Origin of the sequence: Solwaraspora sp. WMMD792 (assembly GCF_029626105.1) — a bacterium.
GTDB lineage: Bacteria > Actinomycetota > Actinomycetes > Mycobacteriales > Micromonosporaceae > Micromonospora_E.
The window spans coordinates 6987806-7002115 of the sequence record NZ_JARUBH010000009.1 but is presented as its reverse complement, the minus strand read 5'-3'; the positions used below and the strand labels follow the sequence as shown (position 1 = coordinate 7002115).

General features: G+C 72.5%; 12 protein-coding genes. 4 read left to right on the top strand and 8 right to left on the bottom strand.

The window, feature by feature from the left end; all coding sequences use genetic code 11:
* Positions 1 to 641 precede the first annotated feature (641 nt).
* The 3 genes from O7629_RS32555 to O7629_RS32545 all read left to right on the top strand — a co-directional run bounded on the left by O7629_RS32555 (position 642) and on the right by O7629_RS32545 (position 2757).
* The gene (locus O7629_RS32555; protein WP_278174150.1) at positions 642 to 1553 is read left to right on the top strand and encodes a ParA family protein; all 912 of its coding nucleotides are present in this window, start codon (positions 642 to 644) and stop codon (positions 1551 to 1553) included.
* Positions 1554 to 1562: 9 nt separating this feature from the next.
* Positions 1563 to 2003, top strand: coding sequence for a hypothetical protein (locus tag O7629_RS32550; protein WP_278174148.1), 441 nt, complete (start codon positions 1563 to 1565; stop codon positions 2001 to 2003).
* A 127-nt stretch (positions 2004 to 2130) separates the two neighbouring features.
* Positions 2131 to 2757, top strand: a complete 627-nt coding sequence (locus O7629_RS32545; protein ID WP_278174146.1) for a hypothetical protein — start codon at positions 2131 to 2133, stop codon at positions 2755 to 2757.
* Here the strand turns inward: O7629_RS32545 and O7629_RS32540 are convergent.
* The 8 genes from O7629_RS32540 to O7629_RS32505 form a co-directional block, all read right to left on the bottom strand.
* The gene (locus O7629_RS32540; RefSeq protein WP_278174144.1) at positions 2703 to 4958 is read right to left on the bottom strand and encodes an ATP-binding domain-containing protein; all 2256 of its coding nucleotides are present in this window, start codon (positions 4956 to 4958) and stop codon (positions 2703 to 2705) included. The two genes, O7629_RS32545 and O7629_RS32540, sit on opposite strands and share 55 nt — an antisense overlap.
* Before the next feature lie 148 nt (positions 4959 to 5106).
* Entirely contained in the window at positions 5107 to 5787 is a 681-nt protein-coding gene (locus tag O7629_RS32535) for a lytic polysaccharide monooxygenase (protein WP_278174143.1), read from the bottom strand.
* A 201-nt stretch (positions 5788 to 5988) separates the two neighbouring features.
* Positions 5989 to 8580 carry an FtsX-like permease family protein gene (locus tag O7629_RS32530; RefSeq protein WP_278174141.1) on the bottom strand — a complete coding sequence of 864 codons (2592 nt, stop codon included), beginning with the start codon at positions 8578 to 8580 and terminating at the stop codon, positions 5989 to 5991.
* A 6-nt stretch (positions 8581 to 8586) separates the two neighbouring features.
* A complete protein-coding gene (locus tag O7629_RS32525; RefSeq protein WP_278174139.1) occupies positions 8587 to 9348 on the bottom strand; it encodes an ABC transporter ATP-binding protein in 762 nt (253 codons plus the stop codon).
* Positions 9349 to 9444: 96 nt separating this feature from the next.
* Positions 9445 to 10152 carry a response regulator transcription factor gene (locus O7629_RS32520; RefSeq protein WP_278174137.1) on the bottom strand — a complete coding sequence of 236 codons (708 nt, stop codon included), beginning with the start codon at positions 10150 to 10152 and terminating at the stop codon, positions 9445 to 9447.
* Positions 10149 to 11402, bottom strand: coding sequence for a histidine kinase (locus O7629_RS32515; protein ID WP_278174135.1), 1254 nt, complete (start codon positions 11400 to 11402; stop codon positions 10149 to 10151). Before O7629_RS32515 ends, O7629_RS32520 begins: the two co-directional genes overlap by 4 nt.
* A 52-nt stretch (positions 11403 to 11454) precedes the next feature.
* Positions 11455 to 12636 carry an FAD-dependent oxidoreductase gene (locus O7629_RS32510; RefSeq protein ID WP_278174133.1) on the bottom strand — a complete coding sequence of 394 codons (1182 nt, stop codon included), beginning with the start codon at positions 12634 to 12636 and terminating at the stop codon, positions 11455 to 11457.
* A gap of 60 nt (positions 12637 to 12696) precedes the next feature.
* Entirely contained in the window at positions 12697 to 13272 is a 576-nt protein-coding gene (locus tag O7629_RS32505; protein WP_278174132.1) for a TetR/AcrR family transcriptional regulator, read from the bottom strand.
* A 188-nt stretch (positions 13273 to 13460) separates the two neighbouring features.
* Between O7629_RS32505 and O7629_RS32500 the strand changes: the two genes are divergently transcribed.
* Positions 13461 to 14291: a hypothetical protein gene (locus tag O7629_RS32500; protein WP_278174130.1), complete on the top strand. Its 831-nt coding sequence runs from the start codon at positions 13461 to 13463 to the stop codon at positions 14289 to 14291.
* The last annotated feature ends 19 nt before the right edge of the window (positions 14292 to 14310 follow it).

Genomic DNA, 14310 nt, shown 5'->3' with positions numbered 1-14310 from the left:
CCGTTTGCCGAGGGGGCACACCACACCTGTCACGGGCGGGTGTGCGGTAAACGGTCGTCCGGGTGGTACGGGGTGAGACGTGCGATGTCGGCTCGCGGGCGGCTCCGGCACGCCCCGAAGGGGGGTGGGGCGCGGGTGCGCTGCTGCGCGCCGTGACCATGTACAACCACGCCGACCCGCCGACGATTCCCGACCGGGTCCACCGACCCGACCCACTGACCGGGCCGACCAAGTCCACCAACCAGGCTGCCCGCCCGGCCGGGCCGGAGCCTGACTACCGCCCGGCGGCTGCGGGCCGGAGTGCGTGGCGCGACCATGCACAACGACCCCGCCCACCGGATCATTCCGCGCCGGCCTGAGCCTCAGCCGGGCTAAGCCTCAGCCGGGCTGAGCCTCAGGAACCGCACACGCTCAGCGCGCGCAGCGTCACCTTTGGCGCCCAACGACAGCCTGAACCCACTGGTGACGTGGCGGGAGACCGGGTCGCACCAGAGCCGTCGGGCAGCCCGGCTGATGGGCTGGTTGATCTGGACGAGGCTGATGCCACAGGTGCATCTTGATGCACCTGTGGCATCAGGCTCACCGCACACAACCATCGGGTCACGTGGCATGCTGCTGACCATGCGTGTGCGGAGCGGCCGATGACCGTGGTGTCCGTCATCAACTACAAAGGTGGCGTCGGGAAGACCACCCTCACCGCCAACATCGGGGCTGAACTCGCGTACCGCGGGCACCGGGTGCTACTCATCGACCTCGACCCACAGGCCAGCCTGACCTTCTCCTTCGTCGAACCGACCATGTGGGAGCGGGAACTGGCCGACGAGCGGACCATCCTGCAGTGGTTCGGTGACGTGCTGGACCGTGGCGGTGCCGCACCGCTGGACCGTTACGTGCTCACCCCGCCCACCGTCAACGAAGTGATCGGTCAGCACAGCGAAGGTCGGCTCGACCTGGTGCCGTCCCATCTGATGCTCACCGACGCCGACCTCGACTTCGCCGCCAGCCTGGGCGGATCGCGGTTCCAGCACGGCAGCCCGCGCTTCCTGTCCCTGCACCGCGCGCTCGCCGAGGCGCTCGCCGCACCCGCGTTCACCGACTACCAGGTCGTCCTGGTCGACTGCCCACCGAACTTCACCATGGTCACCCGCACCGGGGTGGTCGCCAGCGACCACATCCTGATCCCGGCCCGGCCGGACTACCTGTCCACGCTCGGCATCGACTATCTGCGGAAGAAGGTCTCCGAGCTGGTGACCGACTACAACCGGGTCGCGGCGGGCCGGACCGACCAGATCAGCCCGGAGATCCTCGGCATCGTCTTCACGATGGTCCAGTACACCGGGCACGGGCCACTGCTGGCGCTGCGCAACTTCATCGGCCATCCTGCGACCATCGAGATTCCGCGCTTCCAGCAGATGATCCGCGACAACAAGACGGTGTTCGCCTCCGCCGGTGAGCACGGCCTGCCCGCAGTCCTGATGCCGGACGCGAACGTCAACGTCCAGTACGAGTTGCAACAGCTCGCCAGCGAGTTCCTCGCCAAGATCCGCCCGTAGGAGAGTCACGTGACCAGCGCCGCCGACCTGTCCCACGCCGTCCTGATCCGGGTCGCGGACTTCCTTCGCACCCTGCCGCCGGAGCAGTTGGCCGCACTCGCTGACGGCACCGCGCAGCTGACGGTCGCCACCGCCGCGTCCGGGCCGCAGCAGCCTGCGGCACCGGCACCGGCCCGCCGGAGCCGGGCCAAAGCGGCGAAGCCGGCGGTCGTCGTCGACACCGACCGGATCCGCGCCGACCTGGCGGCGATCGATGACCGGGTGGCCGCCGGACGCTACCTCGACGATCTCGGGCTGAAGGTCGCCGAGCTACGGGCCCTGGCCACCGAACTCGGGGTGGCGTTGCCGAGCCGGGCCACGAAGGCCGTCATCCAGAAGAACATCGTCCAGGCGACCGTCGGCCGGCGGCTCACCTCGGCGGTGCTCAGCCGCCCCGCCAGCAGCTCCTGACAGCAGCTCCTGACAGCAGCTCCTGACAGCAGCCTCCGACAGCGGTCACCACCACCGGTCGTGATGGAACTCCTTCGATACCTTGCAGGAGAGCACGGCAGCTCGCCCGCGCGCCTCGCGGAGTGGCGTGACGGAAGACGCTGGGGAGACGATGTCCAGGAGACGGCCGGCACCTGACGACGACTTGTTCGATCGCATCTTCATGCCCACGATGCCTATCTGGGCGATGGTCCTGATGGGTCTCAACGGGAGCCTCTGCATGTTTGCCTGGAGCATCCTGTTCCGACTTCCCGACGACGACTCGGCGTACCTCACGGCGGCAACGTGGGTGGCCGTGGCCGTACCCGTGCTCACGTTGCTGGCGATGGTGTTCCTCACCATCGTCGCCAGGATCGTCGGCGAAGACCTCACGGGAGCGTTCGACGTGGTGGTCGCACGCCTGCCGGGATCACTGTTCGTCCTGAGTCCTGTGGGCCTGGTATTCGGTTGGTTGGTGGCCGTTCCCCTGGGCCGGGCAGCGATGGGGCTGGGTGTGGCGGAGAGCATCGCCTGGCGGTGGATCATCTTTCCGGTGGCCGGGCTGGCCTGCCTCTGGATTGCCTCCCTGCCCTACCTCCGGTTCAACGGACGCAGCCTGATCCCGCCCTGGACGCGGGCACCGGGTGGCCCTGTCGGAGCCCCCCTGGTGGGCGATACGGGTCAGGAGGTCGGGGAAGGCTCCAGCGCCGGCTTTGACGGAGACTCCGGCGACTGATCCCCTACCGTGGATCGGTTGTCGAGCTGGCGGCGTACCTCGTCGAGGACTTCCGCCCAGTGCGCGGCCGGCGCACCGGCGCGCAGCTGACCGGCGAGGTGCTCGGCGAGCAGGCGGGCGGACCGTTCGGTGAAGTCGGGCTGGTCGTCGGCCGAACCCGGATCCGGGCGGTACGGCGTGGTCAGCGGCAGCGGGTCGCCGACACAGACCACGTCCAGGTGGCCGGTGGTGCGGGTCAACGCGACGTACAGCATCCGGTGGCCGCGCTCGTCGTCGGCGACGATCTGCTCCGGCTCGACGACCACCACGGCGTCGAACTCCAGGCCTTTCGCCTCGGCCGGGCTGACCAGGTTGATCGCCGCGCCGAGGTCGCCCTGCTGGGCGCTGCTCCAGGCGAGCCCGTTGTCGGCGAGCGCCGCCTCGACCTCGCGGCGGCAGCGCGGCGGGCAGACGACGCCGACGAACGCGCCTCGCGCGGCGTGCTCGCCGGCCACCGCGACGACCCGACCGGCCCGCTCGGTGAGCCCGACCCGGTGCACGCCGGGTTCGGCCGGGCCGTCCCGGACCACCTCCGGTGGTGTCACCCCGGGCGCGGCGACCGGCAGCAGCCGGGCGGCGAACTGGTACGCCTGGCGGGGCACCCGGTACCCGTACCGCAGCGGCGCGACCCGCACCGGGCAGGTCGTCGGCAGGTGTCGGGTCACCTCGTCCCAGCTGTCCCGGGCCCAACCGCCGGTCGACTGGGCCAGGTCGCCGATGACCGTGCACGAGCCGGTACGGCTACGTCGGGCCACCGCCCGCAGCTGCATCGGTGACAGGTCCTGCGCCTCGTCGACCACCACGTGTCCGTACCGGCGCGACGGCCCGCCGTCGATCAGCTGGTCCAGTTCGTCGAGCAGCGGCAGGTCGGCGGCGGACCAGATCTCCTCGGAGATCCGGTCGGCGCCGCGCCGGTGCAGCAGCGCCAACTCGTCGGCGGTGAACCCGTCGGCGGCCGAGCCAGTGGCGGCAGCAGCCGGGCCGGCGGCGGCGCGCAGCCGGGGCCGGGATGCCAGCAGGCCGCGCAGGAACGCCGCCGGGCTCTGCTGCGGCCAGAGCCGCTCGACCAGGTTCACCAACGCCGGTTCGCCGCGCGGGTCGACGCCGGACCGGTCGTGGACCAGGTCGGCGAGCCGGTCACGGAACAGCTGACGGCGACCGTTGTACGGCAGGTCGGCTCCGGCGGCGGCGTCGAGTGCCTGCTGCACCTGCTCGCCGGGCAGGGTGACGAACCGGCTGCCGAGCAGCAGCCGCTCCGCCGGGTCCGGGGTGCCGATCCGGTTGCGCAGCGCCCGGTCGAGCAGGCCGGCCATCCGGGCGTCGCCCTTGAGCCGGGCCACCGCCACCGGCTCGGCCCGGCCACGCCGTACCGTCGGGGCGAGCCGGCTGATGTCGCGCAGCTCGACCTCGGCGTCGCCGAGCCCAGGCAGCACCTGGCCGATGTAGCGCATGAAGGTCGGATGCGGGCCGACCACGAGTACGTCGTCGGCGGTCAGCTCGGGATGCTGAAACAGCAGCCAGGAGACCCGGTGCAGGGCGATGGCGGTCTTGCCGGTGCCCGGGCCGCCCTCGATCACCAGGACCTGCTGCAGCGGCGCGCGGATCAGTTCGTACTGGGCGGCCTGGATGGTGGCGACGATGTCGCGCAACGTGCCGGTGCGGCCCCGGGCCAGCTCGGTGAGCAGGTGTGCGTCGACGTCGGCCCGACCTGCCCCGTCGGCCGACCCGCCCGCGATCCCGGCGGCGATCTCGGCGAAGAGGACGTCGTCGAGGTGGTCGATGACGTTGCCGGTGCACTGGAATCCGCGTCTACGCACCAGGCCCTGGGGGTCGTCCGGGCTGGCGGTGAAGTAGCGGGCGGCGGCCGGCGACTGCCAGTTGATCACCAGCGGGTCGCCGCCGTCGGGCGAGCCGATCAGGTGCCGCCCGAGGTAGTACTGCTCGCCGGACTCGTCGTCGATGCGGCCGAACGCGACCGCGTCGGCGGCGCCGCCGAGGGCCCGGGTGACGGCTTCGGCGTGGCGGCGCAGCCGGGCGGCGGTGGCCCGGTCGGCCCCGCTGCTCGCCAGCGAGCCGAGCGCGGCCACCCGCCGGTCGCGCTCCCGGGCGGCGGCGTCGAAGTACGCCTGTTCGGCGGCGATCTCCGCTGACATGTCGGCCATGTGCACGCTCCCCGGGTCGGCAGACCCGGCACACCGTACCGGTGCGGGCGGGGGCCGGACAGCCCCCGAGTGTGCAGGACCGCCGGCCCGGGACGCGGATGTCCCGGGCCGGCGGGAGTGCCGTGCCGTCGTTCGTCGGCCCTGTCGATCAGACGAAGTTCACGTCACTGCACCACATGTAGGCCTGGTCGAGGTGGGACGCCTGCCAGATCACGAAAACGATGTGGTGTCCGGTGTAGCCGGAGGTCGAAACGTTGAAGCTGATGTTCTGTGCCGGCGCGTACCGGCCGGTCTGAGTGATGAAGTCGAGGTTTCCCCACCCGAGCCGCTGGGTAGCGGGGTTGAACCCGTTCTTGCTCACGTAGACCCGGAAGAAGTCGGCGCCATGGCTGGCCTGGTCGTACAACTGGATCGTGAAGTTCCGACCGACGTTGGTCTTCTTCCACTGTCCGGGCTGGTTCAGACTGTTGTTTCGGGACAGCGCGTTGCTGCACAGCTGCCCGTCGGGAGTACGGCCCTGGAAGTTGCCGCCGAGTCCGTCGCGCAGCGCGCTCATCCAGTTCCACATGGTGTCCGGGTTGGCCTGGAAGGCCTGCCAGCACATCGGGTCCTGCTGCTGCATGGCCGGGTTCATGTGCTGGTGTCCCCAGTCCTGCCAACACTGGTAGGCGCGGCTCGCCGGGTTGACGATGGTGCCGTGAGCCTGCGCCGCGCCGGTGAACGGCAGCATGCCGGCCATCAGGGCGAGCAGCAGAACAAGCGCTCGAACAGGCTGGCGGGCGGCCGGTCGGGATCGCCGACCGGGTTGGTCGAGGTTGCGTGAACGCACGGTTCGTCCTCCGTTCCTGGGCGCTCATACGGGTGCGGGAGCGCTTCCACCCGACTATCGCACCCATTGGTCCGGATATCAATGATCGTCTATAGATATCTGTTTTTGTCGGACTGCCCGGAGTCGCCCCCGCAGCGACTCCGGGCAGTTACCGATCCAGGAAAGCGTTGATCTGGCAATCAGCGATCAACAGGTGCCGACTTAGTGGGCCGCCAGCGACTCGACGACCGGTTGGCGCAGCGCCCGGCGGGCCGGCAGCACCGAGGCGACCAGTGCGGCGACCGCCGCCACCGCGACGACGACCCCGAGCTGCGTCCACGGCAGGTCCAGCCGGAAGATGTCGTCCTCGGCACTGTTGAGCACGGCGAGCGCGCTCGCCGCCCCGGCCACCCCGATCGCGATGCCACACGCCGTACCACTGACCGCCGTCAGCACCGCCTCGGCGGCGAGCATCCGGCGCAACTGGCCCCGGGTCACGCCGACAGCCCGCAGCAGGGCGTTCTCCCGGGTCCGTTCGACCACCGACAGAGTCAGGGTGTTGGCCAGCCCGAGCAGCGAGATGAGGATCGCCAGGGCCAGCAGCGCCAGCACGAACCGCAGCACCGTGTCGACGGTGCCGGTACGCGCCTCGGCGTACGCCGCCCGGTCGACGAACGTCACGAACGGGTAGCTGACGACCATCGATTCCACCGCCTCGCGGGCGACCTCGGCGCCGACGCCGGCTGCCGGGTCGAGCTGTACCAGCCAGGTGTCGATGTCGGGGTAGACGGCGGTGACGTCCTCCTCGACGGCCAGCACCCGGCCGGTGGCCGACTGGTCGCCGCCGCTCGGGTCGGCGAGGACCGCGACAACGACGACGTCGCGCGCCTGCCCGACCGGGCCGACGGGGCCGACGGGCTCGGCCGGGTCAGCCGAGTCAGCCGACTCGACGGGAACGGCGGGAACGGGTTCCAGGCGGAACCGGTCGCCGACGGCGAACCCAGTCGCCTCGTTGACGATCACCCGGCCCGGCCCGAAGTCCCGCACGTCCCCGTCGGCCACTGCCAGCTTCGCCTTGGCCAGCAGGTCGGGGTGGCTGGCGGCCACGTCGAACCCGCCCGGAGCGCCGTACACCTCGGCGCCGCCGAGCACCACGCCGAGTTCCGGCAGGTCACGAAGCCGGTCGATCAGCTCCGGCGGCACCGGGTCCAGATCGGACTCAATCAGGAAGGCGGCTCCGATCCGGGCGTCGACCTCCCGCTCCACGGCACGTTTGACGCTGTGCGCGCCGACCGAGAACGCTGTCACCAGCCCGATGCCGATCACCAGCGCCATCGCCGTGGCAGCGGCGCGACGCGGATTGCGTACCGCGTTGGCGACCGCGAGCCGGGCGGTCGGCCCGGCCGCCCACCCGGTCAGTCGGCCGAGCAGCCGGGTGACCGCCGGCACGATCAACGGGCTGGCCAGCACCAGACCGACAAAGGTCAGGATCCCACCAACGACCACCACCAGCAGGTCCTCGAGCCGGCCGGCGGCGACCAGCCCGAGCACGCCGACGACGATCAGCAGCAGGCCGGCGCCGAGCCGCACCCGGCCGACCGGTCGGGCGACGGTCAGCGCCGCGTCGGTCAGCGCCGCGACCGGCGGTACGGCGGTGCCGCGCCAGGCCGGCAGCAGCGCCGCGCCGACGGTGACCCCGACGCCGCAGACCAGGGCGACGACGACGGTACGCGGGCTGACCACCGTGCCGCTCGGCATCCCGCTGCCCAGTTCGGCGTAGAGCTGACGCAGCCCGGCGGCGGCCACCACCCCGAGCAGCAGTCCCCAGACCGCGCCGATCGCTCCGACGACGGCGGCCTCGACGACGCCGGCCCGGAACAGCTGCGCCCGGGTGGCCCCGACGAGGCGCAGCAGCGCCGTCTCCCGGGTGCGTTGGGCGAGCAGGATCGTGAACGTGTTGGCGATGACGAACGCGGCGACGAAGACCGCGATCGCGGCGAACGCCAGCAGCAGCCGGGTGAACTGCTCGCCGTTGCCGACCGTGAAGTCCAACGCGGCGGCCCGCAGTTGCTCGCCGGTGCGGGTGGTGACGTACCCGCCGACGGCCGAACGCAGTCGTTCGGCCAGCTCGGCCTGGCCGACCCCCGGTTCGGCGACGACCAGCACCCGGTCCAGGTCGGTGCGGCCGGTGAGTTGGCGGGCGTCGGCGTCGACCAGGCCGAGCAGCGCGCCACCGGAGTCGACGCCGGTGCCGGCGACGTCGACCAGACCGACCACCTGGTACGGCTGCGGCTGCCGGTCGGTGACGGCGGCCTGCACCCGGTCGCCGATGGCGATGTCCCGCCGGGCGGCGGTCCGGGCATCGAGCACCGCCTCCCCGGGACGCTGCGGCAGCCGGCCGGCGGCCAGCGGCAGACCGGCCAGCTGGGGGTCCGCCGGGACGGTGACCAGGTTGTTCAGGCCTGGGATGGACTGGCTGTCCGGGCCGAGCAGCCCGACGCCGTACCAGCTGAAGGTGCCCTCGGCGGCGGCGACCCCGTCGACCTGACGGACGGCGTCGACGAGCGTGGCCGGCAGCACCTCGCCATCGACGTCCGGAGCGCCGGCCTCGCCAGCCGGTACGTCGAAGTCGCGGGTCAGCTCGACGTCGACGAAGCGGTCGAGCAGCCCGGCGCGTTGCTCGGTGGCGGCGGTCAGCCCGTCCGAGAAGATCAAGGTGCCGGTGACGAAGCCGACGCCGAGGACGATCGCCAGCGAGGAGAGCAGCAGTCGGCTGGCGTGGGCGCGCAGCGAACGCAGAGTGAGCCGCAGCACTTGACCTCACCCACCCACGCGAGTGCCGTCGAGCCGGGACATCACGTCGAGGATGGCGTCGGCGTCGGGCCGGTCCAGGTCGGTGACTCGACGTCCGTCGGCGAGGAAGGTGACCCGGTCGGCGCGGGTGGCGGCGAGCGGGTCGTGGGTCACCATCACCACGGTCTGCCCGAGCTGGTCGACGGCGTCGCGCAGCAGGCGCAGCACCTCTGCGCCGGTACGGGAGTCCAGGTTGCCGGTCGGCTCGTCGGCGAAGATCACCGACGGTCGGGTGACCAACGCGCGGGCGACGGCCACCCGTTGCTGCTGCCCGCCGGAGAGTTCAGCCGGGCGGTGCCCGAGCCGGTCGGTGAGCCCGACGGCGGCGACCACCCGGTTCAGCCAGTCGCCGTCGACCCGGCGGCCGGCGATCGCCAGCGGCAGGGTGACGTTCTCCAGCGCGGTGAGCGTCGGCAGCAGGTTGTAGCGCTGGAAGACGAACCCGATCCGGTCACGGCGCAGCGTCGTCAGCCGCCGGTCGTCGAGCCGGGTGAGGTCGGCGTCGCCGACGCGTACCGAGCCGGCGGTGGGCCGGTCCAGGCCGGCGAGGCAGTGCATCAGGGTCGACTTGCCGGACCCGGAGGCGCCCATGATCGCGTGGAACCGGCCGGCGTCGAAGGCGACGTCGACGCCGTCCAGCGCGGTGACGGCCGCCTCGCCGGTGCCGTACACCTTGGTCAGGCCGGTGGCGGTGACCGCCGCAGCCGTGGTCGTAGTGGTCGAAGACATGCCGGAAACGCTAGGGACGCGGGCAGCGCGCGGCGTCCACCGTGGCGCCTCACTTGCGGGTCCGCCGCTGGTCGCAGCCGCCGGCCGGCGTACGCCTCAAGTCGTAGTGCCGGGGCGGATCAGACCTGTCTCGTACGCCAGAACGACGGCCTGGACCCGGTCGCGCAGCCCCAGTTTGGCCAGGATCCGCCCGACGTGGGTCTTCACGGTGGCCTCGGCGACGGTGAGCCGGCCGGCGATCTCGGCGTTGGACAGCCCCTGGCCGACCAGCAGCAGCACCTCGCGTTCCCGGTCGGTGAGCCCGTCCACGGCCGGGGCCGCCGGCCCGGCGGCGACGAGTTGGCCGGCGAACCGGTCCAGCAGGCGGCGGGTGATCCGCGGCGCGACCACCGAGTCGCCGGCGGCGATCACCCGGATCGCGGCGAGCAGTTCCTCCGGCGGGACGCTCTTGAGCAGGAATCCGCTGGCACCGGCCTGCAGCGCGGCGAACGCGTCGGCCTCGGTGTCGAAGGTGGTCAGCACCAGCACCCGGGGGGTGGGGCCGGCGGCGCAGATCCGGCGGGTCGCTTCGACGCCGTCGAGGACCGGCATCCGTACGTCCATCACCACGATGTCGGTTTCGACGGTACGCAGCAGCCGCAGCGCCTCCGCGCCGTCAGCGGCCTCACCGACCACGGTCATGTCGCCGGAGTAGTCGAGCACCATCCGGAAGCCGGCCCGGACCAGGGCCTGATCGTCGACGAGGACCACCCGGATGGCGGCGTCGCCGGTCCCGGCCGCGCCGGCGCTCGGGTCGCCGGTCATGCCGCTGCGGCCAGGGTCAGCGGGATCGACGCCCGCACCTGCCAGCCGCCGTCGAGCCGCGCCCCGGCGCTGAACTCGCCGCCGTACAGCCCGACCCGCTCGCGCATGCCGATCAGCCCGTGCCCGCCAGCGGGCAGCGCGGGGGCCGGCACCGGCAGCGGGGTGACGTTGCTCAACGCCGGGGTCGCGGCCCGGCGGCCGCCGTCGTCGACGATCTCGATCGCGATGGCCTGCCGGGCGTACGTGATCGCCACCCGCGCCCGGGCCCGCTCCCCCACGTGCCGCAGAGTATTGGTCAGCGACTCCTGCACGATCCGGTAGACGGCGAGCGCCACCCCGTCGGGCACCTCGGGCACGGCGCCGGTCACGGTGAACTCGACAGCCAGCCCAGCGGCCCGCGCCTTGGCCACCGCCTCGCCCACCTGGTCGAGGCTGCCGCGCGGGCGGTCCACCACCGCTTCGGCGGAGCGCTGCGGATGACGCAGTACGTCGATGAGCTGACGCATCTCGCCGAGCGCCTCCCGGCCGGTGGCCCCGATCGTGGTCAGCGCGCTGCGGGTGCGGTCCGGGTCGCGGTCCAGGGCGAACCGGCCGCCGTCGGCGTGCACGATCATGACCGACAGCGAGTGGGCGATGATGTCGTGCAGTTCGCGGGCGATCCGGGCGCGTTCCTCGACGACGGCGATCCGGGCCAGGTGGTCCCGTTCCCGTTCGGCGGTGGCGGCCCGCTCCTCCAGGCTGCGGACGTACAGGTGGCGGATTCGTACGGTCAGGCCGAGCAGCCACACCCCGATGGCGACCGAGCTGGCCAGCAGGAAGATGTACCGGTCGAACCACGTCCCGCTGCCGTCGTCCCACTGCACCGCCGGGCTGAGCAGGACGGCGGCGGTGAAGCCGCCGAACAGGGTGGTGACCAGGGCGGCGAACCCGATCCAGGCCTGCCGGGCGTACTTGACCACCGAGTAGAGCGCGATCAGGATCGCCACGTCGTGCGGCAGCAGGGCGAAGCTGTCCCCGGCGAGCAGTTGGGCGGCGGCGAGCAGGGCGACCACGGCGTAGGTGGCGGCCGGGAAGCGGCGGCGGGCGAGCAGCGGGGCCGCCATCAGCAGCCCGTGGCCGATGCCGGTCAGTCCGTACGGGCCGTTGGCGAGCACCGACGCGGAACCGACGACCGTGACGATGGCCAGGTCGAACAGCAGCTCGCGGCCACGGATCATCCAGCTCGGCGGGGTCGGAGTCGGCACCGGCATGCTGCGAGCGTACCCAGGTCAGGTGCTCCGACCCGGCGGCCGTTGCCGCGGGTCAGGTGCTGGACTTGCCGACCATGGCTCCGGCGATGACCCGGTCCATGCCGGGCAGCCCGGCGGCGGCCAGCGCGGCCCGCCGGACGTGCAGCCACCACCGGTGCTCCGGCACGAACCAGCGGACCCCCCGCCGGGCCACCTGCTGTTTGTCGGTGACGACCGGTCGCATCGCGGTCTCGTAGCGGCGCAGCGCTATCGCCAGGACGCCGGGGTCGGCGCCGGCGGTGGGGTCGAGCGCCCGGGTCAGCTCGGCGGACAGGGTTTCCGCCCCGGCGACGGCCAGCGAGGCGCCCTGCCCGGCGAGTAGGGACACCGCCTGACAGGCGTCGCCGACCAGGACCACCCGGCCCTGGCTCCAGGCCGGCATCTCGATCTGGGCGACCTGGTCGTAGTAGATGTCGTCGGCGGGTGGGCAGGCGGCGAGCGCCTGCGGCGCGATCCAGCCGAGGCCGGCGTACTCCTGGCGCAGGGCCGACCGGGGATCGGCCGGCAGCTGCGGGTCGGTGGTCCGGTGCACGGCGAAGACGGCGATCCGCCCGTCGTGCAGCACGTAGCAGCCGAGCTGGCGCCGGGTGCTGTCGGTAAGGGCGAACTCGTCGCCGACGGCGTCGCGGGCCGCCGGGTCGTCGAACACCCAGGCGGCGGTGTGGAAGCCGAGGTGGCGCAGGAAGTGCCGTTCGTCGCCGAAGGTGAGCCGGCGGACGGTGGAGTGGATGCCGTCGGCGCCGACCAGCAGGTCGGCCCGGTGTACGGTGCCGTCGACGGTGGTGGCGTCGACCCGGTCGGCGCGGTGGTCGATGCGGGCCAGCCGGCTGCCGAAGCGCAGCGCGACCCGGCCGGGCAGCGCCTCGCGCAGGATCCGTTCCAGGTCGGGACGCATGATGCTGACCAGCCGACCGTCGACGAGGTCGGCGAACCGGGAGTAGCTGAGGCTGGCCCGCCGACGGCCCTGGTCGTCCCGGTAGGTCAGCGCGGTGACCTGGTAGCCGTACTCGTGCAGTTGCGGCAGCAGCCGCATCCGTTCGATGGCGTCGTAGCCCGGCCCGAAGAAGTCCATCATGTAGCCCTCGGTACGCGGTGCCGGCGCCTGTTCGAGGACGGTCACCGCCCAGCCGGCGGCGTCCAGCCGGTGGGCCAGGGCCAGCCCGGCGATCCCGGCGCCGCAGATGACCGCCTTCACTGTCGGTCCCCTTCCGTCGTGGCGTTGTCGATGGCGCTCATGCTGATCTGACCGTGGCGCTCATGCTGGTGTGTCGGTGGTAACCAGGCGGATCAGCAGTCCGGCGACCGCGTCCGAGGTGAGGTCGGATGACAGTGGACGGTGCAACATGAGGCCGTCGAGGGCGGCGGCCAGCACGGCGGCGCTGCCCGCCGGGTCGGCGACGCCGTGGCCGGCCAGCCAGTCGGCGGTCCGCCCGCGCAGCCCGTCGAGGATGCCGGTCAGCACCTGGCGCAACTCGGCGTCGCGGGCGGCGGCCAGGTACGCCTCGGCGAACAGCAGCGAGGTCGGGTCGGTGCCGGAATAGCCGTCGAGAGCGGCGAGCAGGGCCCGTACGCCGGCCTCGGGGCTGGCTGCCCCGGTCAGCAGCGTGTCGAGCTCGCCGACGAGGTCGGTCATCGTGCCGGTGGCCGCCTCGATCAGCAGCGCCCGCACCGAGGCGTAGTGGTAGTGGACCAGCCCGGGGGCGACCCCGGCCCGCTCGGCGACGAGCCGGGTGCTGACCGCGGCCCAGCCGCGCTCGGCGATCAACGCGACAGCGGCGGCGCGCAGCCGGGCCCGCACCTGCCGGCCGCGTTCGGCGGCGGTCTGTGTCATCTCCCACCTCCGGGGCAGCAGCCGTTGGGCGCTCGCCCTGAACGTTTGCACTGGGCGAATGACCAACACGCTACCACGCCAACCCGGTCCGCGAAATCAGCTCTGGATTCGAGGGCCCACCCGTGCAACCCTGTTCGCAATGAGTAGTCGCCCAATCACCAATGGCTACCCCTCAGCCGGAGGCGTGCGTGAGCGAGCTGTACCGGACGCCACACTACGAACCACCACCGGGCAAGGACAGCGGTGCGACCCGGATGCAGGTACTGGTCACCGGCGTCACCCCGCCGGTGCCGTCCGCGACACACGGCGCGATGACCACCCTCGTCGGCCTCCGCCTCGACGGCCCCCAGCACTGGATCCGGTTCGACGAGATCCCCGCCCACCCGCTCAGCCAGGCTGCGCCCGTACGGCGCTACGACATCGTCACGGCTGTCGCCCAGCCGGACCCGGACGACCCCCGCCCGGAAAGCTGGCGGGTCCACGCCGGAACTCTGCGGGTCCGCCACGAAGCCCGGCGGTGGCGCGGCCGCGCCGCGATCCTGCACCGACACGCCGAGTGGTCCATGTGCGACCTGGAAGACTCGGCGGCGCGGCGCCCCGATGCCCAGTCGCTGGCCCTGATCCGGGTCGCCGAGCTGCGCTACGTGCGGGTCAACCGGACCCCGGTGGCACCGCCCGCCGAACGCTGGTCCGCCGCCACCTGGCGCCGCACCGAGCCCGACCTGTTCCGCCCGGTGGTGCGCGACCTGCTGCGCCGGCCGCCGTTCACCGTCGCCTACCGCTACCACTGCCACCATCCGGTCTGCCGCAGTCACGTACAGGAATTGCGTGACCGGGACGTGGTGGCCTACCAACGCCAGCGGCAGCGCTACTGCGGGCTGCCGCTGCGGCGCGCGCTGGCCGGCGAGTTCTGGGGGCCGCTGTGCCAGCCCGGCCGCGAGGTGGCGTTCCTGGTCGGCAGCCGTCGCGACGCCCCGACCCGCTTCGACGTACTCGACACCGTCGTCCTGCGCGGCTAGCCCGGTCGCTTGCGGTCGG